Annotated in this window: 15 protein-coding genes; 5 read left to right on the top strand and 10 right to left on the bottom strand. The window is 69.0% G+C overall.

What is annotated here, in order from left to right:
- Nucleotides 1-9: 9 nt before the first annotated feature.
- The 3 genes from VFQ64_RS05495 to VFQ64_RS05505 form a co-directional block, all read right to left on the bottom strand.
- Nucleotides 10-1,275, bottom strand: coding sequence for a DUF445 domain-containing protein (locus tag VFQ64_RS05495; protein ID WP_325102290.1), 1,266 nt, complete (start codon nucleotides 1,273-1,275; stop codon nucleotides 10-12).
- 114 nt (nucleotides 1,276-1,389) lie between these two features.
- Nucleotides 1,390-4,614 (bottom strand): efflux RND transporter permease subunit, encoded by a 3,225-nt coding sequence (locus tag VFQ64_RS05500; RefSeq protein ID WP_325102291.1) that lies wholly within the window; start codon nucleotides 4,612-4,614, stop codon nucleotides 1,390-1,392.
- Between the two features lie 4 nt (nucleotides 4,615-4,618).
- Entirely contained in the window at nucleotides 4,619-5,815 is a 1,197-nt protein-coding gene (locus VFQ64_RS05505; protein ID WP_325102292.1) for an efflux RND transporter periplasmic adaptor subunit, read from the bottom strand.
- Nucleotides 5,816-6,027: 212 nt separating this feature from the next.
- Between VFQ64_RS05505 and VFQ64_RS05510 the strand changes: the two genes are divergently transcribed.
- Entirely contained in the window at nucleotides 6,028-6,747 is a 720-nt protein-coding gene (locus tag VFQ64_RS05510) for an SIMPL domain-containing protein (protein WP_325102293.1), read from the top strand.
- Nucleotides 6,748-6,803: 56 nt separating this feature from the next.
- Here VFQ64_RS05510 and VFQ64_RS05515 read toward each other — a convergent pair whose 3' ends face one another.
- From VFQ64_RS05515 to VFQ64_RS05525, 3 genes are all read right to left on the bottom strand, one after another.
- Nucleotides 6,804-7,067: a GlsB/YeaQ/YmgE family stress response membrane protein gene (locus VFQ64_RS05515; RefSeq protein ID WP_325102313.1), complete on the bottom strand. Its 264-nt coding sequence runs from the start codon at nucleotides 7,065-7,067 to the stop codon at nucleotides 6,804-6,806.
- A gap of 105 nt (nucleotides 7,068-7,172) precedes the next feature.
- The gene (locus tag VFQ64_RS05520) at nucleotides 7,173-7,472 is read right to left on the bottom strand and encodes a DUF1153 domain-containing protein (protein ID WP_325102294.1); all 300 of its coding nucleotides are present in this window, start codon (nucleotides 7,470-7,472) and stop codon (nucleotides 7,173-7,175) included.
- Between the two features lie 103 nt (nucleotides 7,473-7,575).
- The gene (locus VFQ64_RS05525) at nucleotides 7,576-7,752 is read right to left on the bottom strand and encodes a hypothetical protein (protein ID WP_325102295.1); all 177 of its coding nucleotides are present in this window, start codon (nucleotides 7,750-7,752) and stop codon (nucleotides 7,576-7,578) included.
- A gap of 175 nt (nucleotides 7,753-7,927) precedes the next feature.
- Here VFQ64_RS05525 and mnmA point away from each other — a divergent pair, with 175 nt between their 5' ends.
- Nucleotides 7,928-9,160 (top strand): tRNA 2-thiouridine(34) synthase MnmA, encoded by a 1,233-nt coding sequence (gene mnmA / locus VFQ64_RS05530; RefSeq protein WP_325102296.1) that lies wholly within the window; start codon nucleotides 7,928-7,930, stop codon nucleotides 9,158-9,160.
- 25 nt (nucleotides 9,161-9,185) lie between these two features.
- Here the strand turns inward: mnmA and VFQ64_RS05535 are convergent, their stop codons facing one another.
- Nucleotides 9,186-9,527, bottom strand: coding sequence for a hypothetical protein (locus VFQ64_RS05535; protein WP_325102297.1), 342 nt, complete (start codon nucleotides 9,525-9,527; stop codon nucleotides 9,186-9,188).
- Here VFQ64_RS05535 and VFQ64_RS05540 point away from each other — a divergent pair.
- The gene (locus tag VFQ64_RS05540; protein WP_325102298.1) at nucleotides 9,526-10,668 is read left to right on the top strand and encodes a serine hydrolase; all 1,143 of its coding nucleotides are present in this window, start codon (nucleotides 9,526-9,528) and stop codon (nucleotides 10,666-10,668) included. The genes VFQ64_RS05535 and VFQ64_RS05540 overlap by 2 nt on opposite strands.
- A gap of 145 nt (nucleotides 10,669-10,813) precedes the next feature.
- On the opposite strand, the gene VFQ64_RS05545 is transcribed toward VFQ64_RS05540, so the two are convergent.
- From VFQ64_RS05545 to pdxH, 3 genes are read right to left on the bottom strand one after another with little or no spacing between them, the layout of a single operon-like run.
- Nucleotides 10,814-11,653, bottom strand: a complete 840-nt coding sequence (locus tag VFQ64_RS05545; protein WP_325102299.1) for a PhzF family phenazine biosynthesis protein — start codon at nucleotides 11,651-11,653, stop codon at nucleotides 10,814-10,816.
- A 25-nt stretch (nucleotides 11,654-11,678) separates the two neighbouring features.
- A complete protein-coding gene (locus VFQ64_RS05550) occupies nucleotides 11,679-12,626 on the bottom strand; it encodes a cation diffusion facilitator family transporter (protein ID WP_325102300.1) in 948 nt (315 codons plus the stop codon).
- Between the two features lie 9 nt (nucleotides 12,627-12,635).
- Nucleotides 12,636-13,211, bottom strand: coding sequence for a pyridoxamine 5'-phosphate oxidase (pdxH, locus tag VFQ64_RS05555; protein ID WP_325102301.1), 576 nt, complete (start codon nucleotides 13,209-13,211; stop codon nucleotides 12,636-12,638).
- A gap of 101 nt (nucleotides 13,212-13,312) precedes the next feature.
- Between pdxH and VFQ64_RS05560 the strand changes: the two genes are divergently transcribed.
- The gene (locus VFQ64_RS05560) at nucleotides 13,313-14,227 is read left to right on the top strand and encodes a Ku protein (protein WP_325102302.1); all 915 of its coding nucleotides are present in this window, start codon (nucleotides 13,313-13,315) and stop codon (nucleotides 14,225-14,227) included.
- Nucleotides 14,228-14,332: 105 nt separating this feature from the next.
- Nucleotides 14,333-15,094 (top strand): DNA polymerase ligase N-terminal domain-containing protein (locus tag VFQ64_RS05565; RefSeq protein WP_325102303.1); only part of this gene is annotated, 762 nt, incomplete at its 3' end.

The raw sequence follows: 15,094 nt of genomic DNA on the forward strand, positions 1-15,094 counted from the left end.
GCGGCAAGCTCAGCCAAGGGCGACGTGCACCGTGTGGATGATGAGGCCGACCAGCCCACCGACCAGCGTGCCGTTGACGCGGATATATTGCAGGTCCTTGCCGACCGCGTTCTCCAGCCGCCGCGTGATCGTCTGCGTATCCCAGCTCTGCACCGTCTCCGACACCAGCCGGACGATGTTGTCGCCGTAATCGACCGCGACGCCGATCGCGGCGCGACGCACGAAGCGGTTGATGGTGCGCGACAGGCGGCGGTCGCTGTGCAGCGTCTCGCCGAGCTGGCGCAGCACGTCGCCGAGCCGTCCGCGCATCGCCCGCTCGGGGTCGCGCGCGATCTCCAGCAGCCCCTCGCGCGCCGCTTCCCACAGGCCGTCAAGGAAACGTTGCATCGCCGGATTGTCGATCAGCTCGCCCTTCAGCCGCTCCACCCGCGCGCCCATGTCGGGGTCGAAGCGCAGGTCCCAGGCGAGGATCTCCAGCCCGTTCTCCGCCCGCAGCCGCAGCGGATGCTGCGGATTGTCGCGCATTTCGCTCAGCAGCCGGTCGAGCCCGTCGATCAGCTTGTTGGCGACGGTCTCGTCCAGCCCCGTCCAGCGCAACAGCGCGCCGGCCTTGTCGTGGACAATCTGGCGGATGAGGTGATCGTTGTCGGCCAGCGCCTTGCCCGCCCAGGTGATCGCGGCGTCGAGCAGCGGCTTGTGCCGGTTCTCCGCCATCGCCGCCTTGAGCAGCTGGCCCGCGACCGGCGCGACCTGCGTCTCGCGCAGCCGGTTGGCGGCGGCGGCCTTGACCATCCCGCCCAGCCGCTGCGGGTCGAGCGCCTCCAGCACCTGCGCCACCAGCTTCGACGCGCCGGCGCGGAAGCGGCCACCGGCGGCTTCGGGCGGGTCGGTCAGCCAGTGCGCCACCGCTCCCGCCACGTCGAGCTGCCGCATCCGCCGCGCGATCACCCCCGTGACGAGGAAATTCTCGCGCAGGAACTGGGCGAGCTGGTCGCCGATCCGGTCCTTGTTGCGCGGCACGATCGCCGTGTGCGGGATGGGCAGGCCGAGCGGGTGACGGAACAGCGCGGTCACAGCGAACCAGTCGGCGACGCCGCCGACCATCCCGGCTTCGGCAAAGGCGCGGACGAAACCCCAGGCAGGATGCACGTCGACCAGCGTCCGGCTGACGAAGAACAGCGCGACCATGAACAGCAGCAGCCCGGTCGCGATCATGCGCATCCGCGTCAGGCCGGGCGGGGCGATGTCGAAACCGGCGCGTGCAGGGACCCTCATGGGCAGGACAATGGGCGAAGGGTGAGTTGGTTCACGCGATGTCGGCGCTGCGCACATCGGACGCGGGGACGCCTCCCGATGGAGAGCGTCCCCGGCAGCCCGAGCGGCGGCAACCTACTCCGCCGGCCGTGGCGCGTCCGGATCGAAGCCCAGCCGCCCCGAGGTTGCGCCCAGCGCCGGCCGCGGCGGCCCGCCGTCGATCACCGGCAGGCCGTCGTCGCCCGGCCGATAAGTGAGCAAGCGCCGTCCGAGCTTCGCCCCGATCGCGCGCTCGACACCCAGCGCCAGGCTGAAGCTGGACGGCACGATCAGCAGCGTCAGCACGGTCGACAGGATCAGCCCGCCCATCACCGTCACGCTCATCGGCGCGCGGAACGACCCGTCGCCGGTCAGCGACAAGGCGGTCGGGATCATGCCCGCGACCATCGCGACGGTGGTCATGACGATCGGCTGCGCGCGCTTGTGGCCTGCGTCGAGGATCGCGTCGAAGCGACGCACGCCCTTGCTCATCTCCTCCAGCGCGAAGTCGACCAGCAGGATCGAGTTCTTGGCGACGATGCCGAGCAGCATCAGCAGCCCGATATAGACCGGCAGCGACACCGGCATCCCGGCGATCCACAGCGCGATGCACGCGCCCAACGGCGCCAGGAACAGCGAGCCGAGGTTGACGAAGGGCGGCAGGAACCGCCGGTAGAGCAGCACCAGCACCGCAAAGAGCAGGAAGAAGCCCGCGAACACCGCGACGATGATGTTGGTCACCAGCTCCGCCTGCGCCTTGGACTGTCCGACCGTCAGCCGCGACACCCCGATCGGCAGGTTGGCCATGGTCGGCAGCTTCTCGATCTGCTTCATCGCCTCGCCCTCGATCACGCCGGGCGCGAGGTCGGCGCCGATCGTCAGCTGGCGCTGCTGGCTGATCCGGTCGATCTGCGTCGCGCCGGCGCCGAAGCCGATGTCGGCGACCACCTTCAGCGGCACGGAACCGCCGTTCTGCGTCGGCACGGCGAGGTTCTCGATGTTCGACAGCCGCTCGCCCGCGCTCTGGGCAAAGCCGACGCGGATCGGGATCTGCCGGTCCGACAGCGAGTAGCGCGCGGAGTTCTGGTCGACCTCGCCGATCGTCGCGACGCGGATCGCGTTGGAGAGCGCCGAGGTGGTGATGCCCAGGTCGGCGGCGAGGTCCATCCGTGGCCGGATCACGATCTCGGGCCGCTGCAGCCCACCTTCGGTGCGCGGGCTCTGCAAGGAGCGCAGCGCCTGCATCTCGGCGACGATCTTGTCGGCGGTGTTCTGCAGTTGGAGCGGATCGTCGCCGCCCAGCACGATGCTAAGATCACGGCTCGGCCCGCCCCAACCCGACGTGTTCTGGAACGACACGCGCGCATCGGGGATCGCGGCCAGCAACGGTGCCACCGAGCGCTCGAACTCGACGCTGGTCATCTTGCGGTCTTCGGCGAGCGTCGCGGTGACGCGGCCGCTGCCGGTGAACGCGCGCTGATAGACGGAGGTCACGATCTCCTTTTGCTGCGCCAACAGCGCGGCAACGCGCCCGACCACCACATCGGTCTGCTCCAGCGTCGAGCCCGGCGGCATGGTGACGGTCACGACCGAGCGATCCTTGTCCATCGGCGGCTGGAACTGCTGCGGCAAGATCATGAAGATGGCAACGGTCGCGGCGAGCGCCAGAAAGGCGATACCCATCACCCAGACGCGATGATCCAGGAACCGCGCCAGCCGCCTGCCGATCCAGCTCTTCGCACTCGCCTTGGCGGCCCGGAACCGGCTGATGTCCACCGTCCAGCGCAGGCAGCGCATGTAGAAGCGCATGATCGGCCCGTCGACGGGCTCGGCGTGGCCGCCGGCCTTGAGGAAATAGGCCGCGACCATCGGCGTGATGAGACGCGCCACCGCCAGGCTCATCAGCACGGCCGCGACCACGGTCAGGCCGAAATTCTTGAAGAACTGGCCGGAGATGCCAGGCATGACACTGACCGGCATGAACACCGCGACGATCGACATGGTGGTGGCGAGCACCGCCAATCCGATCTCGTCGGCGGCATCGATCGACGCCTGATAGGCTGATTTGCCCATCTTCATGTGCCTGACGATGTTCTCGATCTCGACGATCGCGTCGTCGACCAGCACGCCCGCGACCAGGCTGAGCGCCAGCAGCGTCATCTGGTTGAGCGAGAAACCCAGCAGCTCCATGAAGAAAAAGGTCGGGATCGCCGACAGCGGGATCGCCAGCGCGGAGATGGCAGTGGCGCGCCAGTCGCGCAGGAACAGGAACACGACGAGCACCGCGAGCACAGAGCCCTCGATCATCGCCTCGATCGCGCCGTGATAGGCGATCTCGGTGTCCTTGACGCTGGTCGAGAGCAGCTGGAACCGGACCTTGGGGTTGCGCTCCTCGAGCTTGGCGAGCGCCTTCTCCGCTTCTTTGAAAACGGTGACGTCCGATGCGCCCTTGGAACGCTTGAAATCGAACGAGACGACCTGCTTGCCGTCCACCGCCGCGCGACTGCGCTGGTCGGCGAAGGAGTCGCGGACTTCGGCGATGTCGCGCAGGCGGACGGTGCGCCCGGGTCCGACATTCACCAGCGTGTTCGACAGCGTGAACACGTCGTCTGCGTTGCCCAGCACGCGCACCGACTGTTCGGCGCCGGCGATGCGGGCGCGGCCGCCCGTCGCGTTGAGGTTGGTCTGGCGCAGCTGGGCGTTGATCTGCGGCGCGGTCAGCCCCAGCGCCTGCAACTTGACCGGGTCGAGGATGACGCGGATCTCTCGATTGACGCCGCCGCTGCGCTCCACTCCGCCCATGCCGGGGATCGACAGCAGCTCCTTGGTCACCGTGTCGTCGATGTACCAGCTGAGCTGCTCGACGGTCATGTCGGTGGTGATCGCGGTGAAGTTCGCGATCTCGTTCTCGGTCGTGTCGACGCGGCCGATCTGGGGCTCGAGGATGCCGTCGGGCAGCTGCGAGCGGACCTGCGTCACCGCGTCGCGCAGATCGGCCACCGCGCGGTCGATATTGGCGCCGATCTTGAGCTGGATGGAGGTGCTGGTGCTGCCTTCGCGCACCTGGCTGCGGAGCTCATCCACGCCTTGGATGTTGCGCGCCGCCGCCTCGATCCGCTTGGTGACCTGCGTCTCCAGCTCGCTGGGTGAAGCGCCCGGCTGGCTGATCGACACATAGGCGACCGGGAAGTCGATATCGGGATCCTGGTTCACGTCCAGGCGCATGAAGCTGATGATCCCGGCGACGGTCAGCGCCAGGAACAGGACGATGGGAACGACCGGGTTACGGATCGCCCAGGCGGACATGTTGCGAAAGCCCATGGGTTCAGCTCGCCTTTTGCGCCGCGGCGGCCGCGGGGGTCTGCAGCAACGGTTTCACCTTCTGCCCAGGCGACAGGAAGGCGCCGGCGGCGACCACCACGCGCTCGGTGCCGTTCAGCCCCTCGACGATGGAGACGCCCTCGTCAGTCACGCCGCCGGTCTTGACCGGGCGCTTGACCGCGCGGTTCTGGCCGTCGACGATATAGACGTAGTTGCCAGTCCGGTCGGTCTGCACCGCCGTTTCCGGCAGCTGCGGCACGGTGCTCGCGCCGCCGACGATCGAGGCCGTGGCGAAGCCGCCGGGCTTGAGCGCCGGGTCGTACTTCAAGGCGATGCGCGCGATGCCCTGGCGGGTCTGCGGGTCGATCACGGGCGAGACCTGCCATACCGTGCCCGCGAACTTCGCCTGGGTGCCGACCGGGGTCACCGACGCGCGCACCCCCGCCCGCAAGCCGGCGAGATCGCCTTCGGACAAGGCCGCCCGCATCTCCATCTCGCCACCCTGCGCCATCCGGAACAGCACGCCCGAACCGGCGCTGACGATCTGGCCCGGCTCCACCTGGCGGGTCAGCACCAGCCCGGCGGCGGGGGCGCGGATGTCGAGCCGACTGGTGGCGGCGCGCTGCTGGCCGAGCTGCGCACGGGCGACGCGGACGCGCGCGGCGGCGGCATCGCGGTTGGCGGTCCGCGTCTCGATATCGGCGCGGCTGACGAAACCGTTGGCGACCAGTGCCTGGGCGCGGTTGAGCTGCGCCTGGGCGAGGTTGGCGTCCGCCTCGGCGACGCGGATCTGGGCGGCGAGGCTTTCGGCGGTCTGCGCCTGGACGCTGCGGTCGATGGTCGCGAGCACCTGGCCGGCGCCGACCCACTGGCCGGGCTCGACCAGCACGCGCGTCACCCGCCCGCCCTCGCCGGCGACGCCCACCGGCATTTCGCGGCGCGCGGCGAGTGAGCCGTTGGCGGAGATCAGCCGATCCACGGTCTGGCGGCCAGGTGCCACCACCGTCACCGGCGGCGCCTGCTCGGCGACCGGCCCGCGCGGCTTGTCCTCGCCGCCGCCGCGCCCGAAGATCACATATAACGCGGCGAGGATGGCGAGGACGCCCGCGACGACCGCGATCCGGCGGCGCCGCGACGGGCGCGGCTGCTCGCCCGGCAAAGCCAGCGGCTCTTTGTCGAACGATCCGGACTCGTAGTTCATGCCAGTCTCGTGTCCCCGTCGCGCCGAACTCCGCGACCCCTGTTGCGCCCGTGTATTAGAAGAATATAGCACCTGGCTCAAGCCCTCGCGAGCGAGCCCCGCCGTCATGCGCTTCAAGGGGGGTCGGAGACAAGCGCGCGGGCCGTTCAGCTACCGTTGCGATTGCGAAACGCAAGCGCAGCGTGACCGATGAGCAACAGGAGAAGTATGCGATGCGACCCACCCCCACCATGTTCGCGCTGGCGCTGCTGCCCGCCGCGGCCGTCGCGCAGACCGAGCCGAGCGTCGTGCCGATGGTGCAGGCGTCCGGCACCGTGCTCGATATCAGCGCGCAGGGGCGCGTGTCGCGCGTGCCTGACGTCGCGACGATCCGCGCCGGTGTCGTCACCCAGGCGCCGACCGCCGCCGCGGCGCTCGCCGACCAGGCGGCGCGCATGAGCCGCGTTCTGGCGGCGCTCCGGCGAGCCGGCGTCCAGCCGCGGGACATCGCCACCGCCAATGTCGGGCTCAGCCCGCAATATCGCTATGTCGAAAATCAGCCGCCGGCGATCACCGGCTATCAGGCGACCAATACCGTCGCGATCCGCTTCCGCGAGATCGCCAAGGCGGGCGGCATCCTCGATGCGCTGGTCGCGGCGGGGGCGAACCAAATCGACGGGCCAGAGCTGGCGATCGACCAACCCGACGCGGCGCTCGACGAGGCGCGCCTGGAGGCGGTGAAGACCGCCCGCGCGCGCGCCGAACTCTACGCCCGCGCCGCCGGGCTGCGAGTCCGTCGCATCGTTTCGATCGTCGAAGCGGGTGTCGACGCGGGCAGCCCACGACCACCGATCGCCTACGCCCGCATGGCCTCTGCTGACGCCAAGACCGAAGTGGTGGCCGGGGAACGTGACCTCGGCGTCACCGTGCAGGTCCGGTTCCTGCTCGATTGACGCGAAAAGGCCCGCGCCGGGATGCCGACGCGGGCCTCTGGGTTGAGGTCAGTCGATCAGCGGACGCGGCCGCGCCGCACCAAGTTGACGATCGCCAGCAGGATGATCGCGCCGAGCAGCGAGAAGATCCACGCGGTCGGGCTGGTCGGAAAGTCGTTGATCGAGCCCGACGTGCCAGGGGTCAGCAGCGCGCCGATGAACGCGCCGACGATGCCGACGATGATGTTGAGGAAGATGCCCTGCTGCGCATCCGTCTTCATGATGATGCTGGCGACCCAGCCAATGATGCCGCCGACGATCAGCCAGATGATGAAGCCCATTGCCTTGCCCTCCATGAACCCGGCCAAACGCGCCGGTGATGTTGGGCAAGACTCGCGACCGACGTTTCTTGTTCCGCGTTAACAACGATCAATCTAGGTTGCGGCTCAGTACTTGTGCTGGCGCTCGTACAACGACTTGTAGTGCTGGATGCGCGTCACGCGCAGCCCCGGCATGCCGGAGCGGTCGATCGCGCGCTGCCAGCCGGCGAACTCCTCCACCGTCAGGCTATAGCGTTCGCACACCTCGTCGACCGACAGCAGCCCGCCATTGACAGCCGCGACCACCTCCGCCTTGCGGCGCACCACCCAGCGGGTGGTCGACGGCGGCGGCAGCGTGTCGAGCGTCAGCGGCTCGCCGAGCGGCCCGATCACCTTGGCGGGGCGGATCTTCTGATTTTCCATCATTGATTTAGACCTCGGAGGGACTGGCCCCCATCCTTGTTCGTCAGGGGCGACCGATAACCCGGCCGCTTGAAGATCGGCTGAAACGCCACGGTAAACAGGGTCTTCATTCCTGCCTCCATCGGCAGATCGTCGCAGCCATCGGTCCGTTGAACGCACCATGGAGGGGCCGGAACAACAACGGGTCGGCCGCGACGGTCCAGCGCGCCTGCGCCTGGGCGGTCGGGCTCGCCGCCTGCCGCTCGGCGATGCCGACCATCAGCACCGCCAGGTCGTGCGGCAAGACCGTAACCTCGTAGGCGCGGTCGAAAGGGGCGAAATGCAGATCCAATGAGGTTCGCGAGTCCTTGGGAGAGCAGGGACCGTCGCGGTAGCCGCCACGTCATGAAGGCCGGGTAAAACCTGGATCAAGGTCTCGTGAACCTTCCCTAACGGTCAGAACGGGTTATCTGACCACGATGGACGGCGTGGATTTCCAGCTCGGCCCCGATCTTCAGGGCAAGCGCATCGTCGTCGCGATGTCCGGCGGGGTCGATTCGTCGGTGGTCGCCGCGTTGGCGGCGCGGACCGGGGCGGAGACGATTGGTGTGACCCTGCAGCTCTACGACCATGGCGAGGCCGTCGGCCGCGCCGGATCGTGCTGCGCCGGCCGTGACATCCGCGACGCGCGCGCGGTGTGCGACCGGCTGGGCATCGCGCATTATGTCTTCGATCACGAGTCGCGCTTTCGCGAGACGGTGATCGACCGCTTCGCCGACGAGTATCTCGCCGGCCGGACGCCGATCCCTTGCGTGCAGTGCAACATGGGACCGAAGTTCACCGACCTGTTCGGGCTGGCGCAGGAGCTCGGCGCCGACTGCCTGGCGACCGGCCATTACGTCCGCCGCGTCGAAGGCGCGGCCGGGCCGGAGCTGCACCGCGGCGCCGATCCCGCGCGCGACCAGAGCTATTTCCTGTTCGCCACCACGACCGCGCAGCTCAACTTTCTCCGCTTCCCGCTGGGCGGCCTGCCCAAGGCGCGGGTGCGCGAGATCGCGGCCGAACTGGGGCTGGGCGTGGCGGGTAAGGCGGACAGCCAGGACATCTGCTTCGTGCCCGACGGCGATTACGCCAGCCTGGTGCGCAAGCTGCGGCCCGACGCGGACACCGCCGGCTCGATCGTGGATTTGGAGGGCCGGACGCTCGGCGAGCACCCCGGGCTGATCCACTACACCGTCGGCCAGCGCCGCGGCCTGACGCTCGGCGGGGGCGGCGGCGAGCCGCTGTACGTCATCCGTCTGGAACCGGAGAGCCGGCGCGTCGTCGTCGGCCCGCGCCGCGCCCTCGCGGTCGACGCGGCCCGGCTTATAGATGTCAACCGACTCGGCAGCTGGGACGGACCGATCACCGCCAAGGTCCGCTCGCTGGCGAAGCCGGTGCCGGCGCGGGTGGAGGGCGACCTGCTGGTGTTCGACCAGCCCGAATACGGCGTCGCCCCCGGCCAGGCGGCGGTGCTCTACGCCGGCGACCGCGTGCTCGGCGGCGGCTGGATCGCGGAGACGGTGCCATCTGCCCTCCCGCTTGCGGCAGGGGGGCCGTCTTCTCCCCTCCCGCTTGCGGGAGGGGCACCTTCTTCTCCCCTCCCGCTTGCGGGAGGGGTTGGGGGAGGGGCTGTCACCAGCCCCGCCGCCTGCGAACAAGCCCTCCCCTAACCCCTTCCGCAAGCGGGACGGGAACTTACTTCACCTTCAGCGGCGTCCCCCGGAAATGCTCCGGCTGGCAGCCCAGCACCGGATCATAGGTCGCGGTGCGGCTGGCGATCAGCGGCACATAGGCGCGCACGCTCTTGCGGGCTGCGTCCTCCTCCAGCCGGATCGGCTCCATCCCCGCCTCGAAGTCGCTGCGGCACTGGTCGAGCGGCCGGTTGCCGATGAACCGGCACCCGCACGCGACCCGCGCCGCATAGCCGACGCCCAGCTGCAGCTGCGGCGTAATCGCGCGGACGTACAGCCATGCGCCGAGCACCGCGGCGAGCAGGAGCGCGGCGAGCGCGAAGAGGACGTTACGTCTTGCCAGCATGGCCGCGCATCGTATCGTACCGCCGATGCCGCGCAAGCTCGCCCTCGCCCTCGCCGCCGTCCTGCCGCTGCTGCTCGGCACCAGCGACGACATGACCTTTCGTCAGCTCGGCGAAGTCTACCATCTGCGGCCCTGCCCCCGCGCTGACCTGGGGCTTGGCGGCAATCTGACCGGCCCCGAGGCGGTCGGTTCCCTTTTCCGGGACCGTCCGGAGACGCGCGCGGTGCTGATCCTCGCCGACGGCTGTCCCGCGCTCAAGGCCTATGCGCCGGGCTATTCCGACCGCACCCGCTTTATCAGCTGGTCGATGGCCAAAACGGTCACCGCCATGCTGGTCGGCGCGCTCGTCAGCGACGGCCGGCTGCAGCTCGACGCGCCCGCGCCGATCGCGGAGTGGCGGGGGACGCCCAAGGCGGCGATCACGCTGCGCCAGCTCCTCCAGATGCGCTCGGGCCTGCGTCATGTCGAGGTCGGCGATCCGGTCGAGAACTCGGACACCAACCAGGCATTGTTCGTCCACGGCAGCGACGCGATGGCCGCCTATGCGATCGCGCAGCCGCTCGAGGTGCGGCCGGGCGAAACGTTCAAATACAGCTCGCTCACCACGGTCATCCTGGCGGAGATCGTCGCGCGCACGCTCACGCCGTCGCGCGACCCCCGCGTGCGTGCGCAAGCCTATAAGCAGTTCGCTGAAACGCGGCTGTTCGGTCCTGCCGGGGTGACCAGCGCGGTGCTCGAGTTCGACGGCGCGGGAACGCAGATCGGCGGTTCGCTGATGTACATGACCCTCGGCGACTGGGGCCGGCTGGGCATGCTGCTGCTCGACGGCCGCAGCCGCGACGGCCGGCCGGTGATCGCGCCCGACTGGCTCGCCTTCATGAAGGCGCCGTCCCCCAACCCGGAATATGGCGCGCAGACCTGGCTCAACCGCGCCGGCGACCCGTCGCCGACGCTGTTCCCCGGCACCGGTCCGGCGAGCGCGGTGTCGATGGTCGGCCATCTCGGCCAATACGTCATCGCCAGCCCGGACAGCGGCCCGGGCCGCGGTGTGGTCGTGGTGCGGCTGGGACACACGCCGGACGGCGACCGTGGGCCGCTGGTGCGGACGCTGGGCGAGGTGGTTGCGGGGTTCGACAGGTGATGAAATCCTCCCCGTTCACGGGGAGGTGGCAGCCGCCTTGGCGGCTGACGGAGGGGGCTCTCCTCTAAGGAAATCGCTCGTGGCTTGCCCCCGCCACCACTCGCCCAATCGGGCGAGCGGTCCCCCTCACCGTAAACGGGGAGGATCAGGGCAGCAGGAACGTCCCCTCGATCACCGTCACGCAACCGCCGCCCAGCACCACGCGGTCCGCTTGGAGCGAACAGGTCAGTCGGCCGCCTCGTGCGCTCGCCTGAAACGCGGTGAAGCGGTCACGCCCGAGCCGCTCGGCCCAATAGGGCACGCTTACCGCATGGGCGGAGCCGGTCACCGGATCCTCGTCGATCCCCGCGCCGGGCGCGAAGACCCGGCTGACGATGTCGGTCCCTTCGCCGGGCGCGGTGACGATCGTCAGCACGTCGGGCTCGGCGTTGGCGCCCGCCGCCGGATCGGCGCCGGACAGCCGCCCCAGCGCGCGGAAGTCGGGGTCGAGGCCGCGCACCACGCCCTCGTCCTCGACCACGATCAGCGCATAGCGATGCGGGTGCCACAGCGTCGCGACCGCACCGTCCAGCCCCAGCGCGGCGACGATCACCGGCAGGGGCCGCGGCGTGGGCTTCCAGGCGGGCAGCGCCAGGGCATAGCCGGCATCCTGCCGCTCGACCGACAGGATGCCCGCCTTGCGCGTCCGGAACCGGACGCCGGAGCGGGTGGCGTCCTGCTCCGAGGACAGCACGAAATGCCCGCTGGCCAGCGTCGCGTGGCCGCACAGCACGACTTCGTTGGTCGGCGTGAACCAACGCAGCTCGAAGTCCGCCACATCGCTCTCGTCCGGGACCAGAAAGGCGGTCTCGCTGAGGTTGTTCTCCGCCGCGATCGCCTGAAGGATGTCGTCCGCCAGCCATGCCGACAGCGGCATCACCGCCGCCGGGTTGCCCGTGAACGGCGCGTCGGCGAACGCGTCGATTTGCGCGAACGGAATTCTCATATGCGCCCTTCGCTCCCAAGGCGCATCAGATGCGCTTGCCGAACCAATGCGGGGTGACGTCGGCCTCCACGAGCGGATTGTCGGTGTCGACATGGCCTTCGGGGTCGAGGTGGATCAGGACCTCGACCTTGGGAAAGGCGCGCTTCAACGCCGCCTCGACATCCTCGACGATCTCATGCGCGTCATGGACCGTCAGCTGGCGGGACACCTCCATGTGGAATTGCGCAAAGTCCAGCGAACCGGAACGGCGGGTGCGGAAATCGTGGATACCGCGCAGGCCGGGCTGCCGCGCCGCGACGTCGAGAAAGGCGGCGCGCTGTGCCTCGGGCCATTCCTTGTCCATCAGCTGGTCGACCGCGTTGGACGACGCCCGGATCGCGCCCCAGGCGAGCCATAGTGCGATGGCGATACCGAACACCGGGTCCGCCCAGCGCCAGCCGAGGAACTGGTCGAGCGCCAGCGCCGCGATGACCGCGCCGTTGAGCAGGATGTCCGACTGATAGTGGACGTTGTCGGCCAGGATCGCGACCGATCCGGTGCGGCGGATGACCTGACGCTGATACCAGAGCAGCAGCCCGGTGGCGGCGATTGCGGCGATCGACACGCCGATCCCGAATTCCGCGTCCTGCGGCCGCGTCTCGGCGCCCAGTGCCCGCACCGCGCGCCAGCCGATCCCGACCGCCGAGGCGGTGATCAGCGCGACCTGGAACAGCGCCGCCAGCGCCTCCGCCTTGCCGTGGCCGAAGCGGTGGTCGTGGTCGGCGGGCTCGGCGGCGAGCTTGACGCCGTACAGCGTGACGAGGCTGGCGAGCAGGTCGAGGCCGGTGTCCGCCAGGCTGCCCAGCATCGCGATCGAGCCGGTCGCCCAGGCGGCATAGCCCTTGAGCACGAGCAGGAACACCGCCACCGCGACGCTCGCCAGCGCCGCGCGGATCGCGAGCGGTATGACGCGGCGGCGTTCGTCGCTAGTCATGTTCTGGGGTCACGGGAACAACAGTCCTTCGGTCCACCCTCCGCCCGAACGGGTGAAGAAGCGACGCTCATGTAGGCGGGCGGCGCGATCCTGCCAGAACTCGATGGTGCGGGGGGTGACACGGTAGCCGCCCCAGTGCGGTGGCCGCGGCACCGGCTGGCCCTCGAACCGTGCCGCGGCGTCCGCGACCCTTGCCTCGAACGTTTCGCGCGCATCGAGCGGCCGCGACTGATCCGACGCCCAGGCGCCGAGCTGCGAGTCGCGGCCGCGCGAGGCGAAATAGGCGTCGGACTCGGCATCGGTGGCGTGAGTCACCGGCCCCTCGATACGCACCTGCCGGCGCAGCGACTTCCAGTGGAACAGTAGCGCGGCCTGCGGGTTCGCCGCGAGCTCCGCCGCCTTGCGCCCCTCGCGGTTGGTGTAGAACACGAAGCCGTCGGCGCCGTGGCCCTTCAACAGCACCATCCGCACCGAAGGTCGCCCGTCCGCATCCGCGGTCGCCAGCGCCATCGCGTTGGGATCGTTGGGCTCGCTCGCCCGCGCTTCCGCGAACCAGGCATCGAACAGGGCGAAGGGGTCGGTCATTTCGCCCGAGCCTCTAGCGCATCTCGCCTGCGAACGGAACGAGTCCGCCCCCCGATGATTGAATCGCTTCTGAAACGACTGGGGCAACGAAAGGCTCGACGATGGCGGCGCGCGCGTACTGGCAGGGACAGATCCGGCTCGCGCTGGTCTCGATTCCGGTCGAGATCTATTCCGCGACCAAATCCGGCGCGCAGATCAGCTTCAAGCAGATCCACGAGCCGACCGGCAAGCCGATCCATTACGAGAAGGTGGTGACGGGCGTCGGCCCGATCGACGTGGACGAGATCGTCAAGGGCTATGAGGTGTCCAAGGGCGAATACGTTCTGCTCGACCAGGACGAGATCGACGCGGTCAAGCTCGAGTCGAAGAAGACGCTGGAGCTGACCCAGTTCGTCGACCAGTCCGAGATCGACGTGCTCTATTACGAGAAGCCGTATTTCGTCGTCCCCGCGGACGATCTGGCGGAAGAGGCGTTCATCGTCCTGCGCGAGGCGCTCAGGCGGTCGAAGAAGGTCGGGCTTGGCCAGCTGGCGATGCGCGGGCGCGAATATGTCGTCAGCCTGAAGCCGTGCGGGCGCGGCATGGTGCTGGAGACGCTGCGCTATGCCGACGAGGTCAACAAGGCGCAGAACTATTTCCGCGAGATCCCCGATGCGACGCCGGACCCCGAGCTGCTCGACCTCGCCAGCGCGCTGATCGACCGCAAGACCGCGGCTTTCGATCCGCAGGTGTTCCACGACCGCTATGTCGATGCGCTGAAGGCGCTGGTCGAGCGCAAGCGCAAGGCCCATGGCGAGAAGATCATCGAGGATGCCGACAAGCCCGGCGCCAAGTCCGGGAGCAACGTCGTCGACCTGATGGCCGCGCTCAAGAAGTCGATGGAAAAGAGCGGCGCGGCCAACGACACCGATCCGCCCGCCAAGAAGCCTGTCGCGAAGAAGCCGCCCGCGAAGAAGCCCGGCGCCAAACCTGCCCCGGCACCGGCCAAGAAGCCGGCGGCGAGGAAACGGGCGTGAGGCTCCCCTCCCTGAAAGGGAGGGGCTGGGGGTGGGTCCTGAGACTCAGGACGGTGCCGCCCGGCTTCCACCCACCCCCGACGCCTCCCTTCCAGGGAGGGGAGAATGGCTGACGATCTGCTCGCAAAATACAACGCCAAGCGCGACTTCGCGAAGACCGCGGAGCCCGCGGGCTCGCTGGCGCCGGGGCACGGCAACAGCTTCATGGTCCAGAAGCATGACGCGACGCGGCTGCACTGGGACTTCCGCCTCGAACTCGACGGTGTGCTCAAGAGCTGGGCCGTCACCCGAGGCCCCAGCCTCGACCCGGGCGAAAAGCGGCTGGCGGTCAGGACCGAGGACCATCCGCTCTCCTACGCGACCTTCGAGGGCACGATCCCCAAGGGCGAATATGGCGGCGGCACGGTGATGCTCTGGGATTGGGGAAGCTGGACGCCCGATCCGCGAAAGGACCCCAGGAAGACGATCGAGGAGGGCCACCTCCATTTCAGCGTCGACGGGCACCGGATGAAGGGCGAATGGATCATGTTCCGCATGAAGCCCAAGCCGGGCACGCGGAGCCGCGCCGAGAATTGGACGCTGAAGAAGGTCACCGACCAGCATGTCGGCGCCTCAATGGGGCTGACTGAGCGGTATCTCTCGTCGATCAAGACCGGCCGAACGATGCAGGAGATCGCCGCCGGCAAGAGCGCGAAAGAGCTGAAGGGCTGGCAGACGGATCCTAAAACTCCTCCCCGAGCTCGCTCGGGCAGGGGGACCACCCGCAGGGTGGTGGAGGGGCAAGCGGCGGAGCAAACCCCTCCACCGCGCTCAGCGCGGTCTCGACCAGCGTGTCGGTGCCGCCGGCGTGTTCGTCGTCGATCTTGC

The sequence above is a fragment of the Sphingomonas sp. genome, assembly GCF_035714405.1.
Lineage (GTDB): Bacteria > Pseudomonadota > Alphaproteobacteria > Sphingomonadales > Sphingomonadaceae > Sphingomonas.

What these genes read in the sequence shown, in the direction of transcription:
- VFQ64_RS05535 (WP_325102297.1), bottom strand. Translation starts at nt 9,527, where the DNA reads ATGCTGGCAAGACGTAACGTCCTCTTCGCGCTCGCCGCGCTCCTGCTC.
- mnmA (WP_325102296.1), top strand. Translation starts at nt 7,928, where the DNA reads ATGGACGGCGTGGATTTCCAGCTCGGCCCCGATCTTCAGGGCAAGCGC.
- VFQ64_RS05495 (WP_325102290.1), bottom strand. Translation starts at nt 1,275, where the DNA reads ATGAGGGTCCCTGCACGCGCCGGTTTCGACATCGCCCCGCCCGGCCTG.
- VFQ64_RS05540 (WP_325102298.1), top strand. Translation starts at nt 9,526, where the DNA reads ATGGCCGCGCATCGTATCGTACCGCCGATGCCGCGCAAGCTCGCCCTC.
- VFQ64_RS05500 (WP_325102291.1), bottom strand. Translation starts at nt 4,614, where the DNA reads ATGGGCTTTCGCAACATGTCCGCCTGGGCGATCCGTAACCCGGTCGTT.
- pdxH (WP_325102301.1), bottom strand. Translation starts at nt 13,211, where the DNA reads ATGACCGACCCCTTCGCCCTGTTCGATGCCTGGTTCGCGGAAGCGCGG.
- VFQ64_RS05545 (WP_325102299.1), bottom strand. Translation starts at nt 11,653, where the DNA reads ATGAGAATTCCGTTCGCGCAAATCGACGCGTTCGCCGACGCGCCGTTC.
- VFQ64_RS05510 (WP_325102293.1), top strand. Translation starts at nt 6,028, where the DNA reads ATGCGACCCACCCCCACCATGTTCGCGCTGGCGCTGCTGCCCGCCGCG.
- VFQ64_RS05505 (WP_325102292.1), bottom strand. Translation starts at nt 5,815, where the DNA reads ATGAACTACGAGTCCGGATCGTTCGACAAAGAGCCGCTGGCTTTGCCG.
- VFQ64_RS05520 (WP_325102294.1), bottom strand. Translation starts at nt 7,472, where the DNA reads ATGATGGAAAATCAGAAGATCCGCCCCGCCAAGGTGATCGGGCCGCTC.
- VFQ64_RS05550 (WP_325102300.1), bottom strand. Translation starts at nt 12,626, where the DNA reads ATGACTAGCGACGAACGCCGCCGCGTCATACCGCTCGCGATCCGCGCG.
- VFQ64_RS05515 (WP_325102313.1), bottom strand. Translation starts at nt 7,067, where the DNA reads ATGGGCTTCATCATCTGGCTGATCGTCGGCGGCATCATTGGCTGGGTC.
- VFQ64_RS05560 (WP_325102302.1), top strand. Translation starts at nt 13,313, where the DNA reads ATGGCGGCGCGCGCGTACTGGCAGGGACAGATCCGGCTCGCGCTGGTC.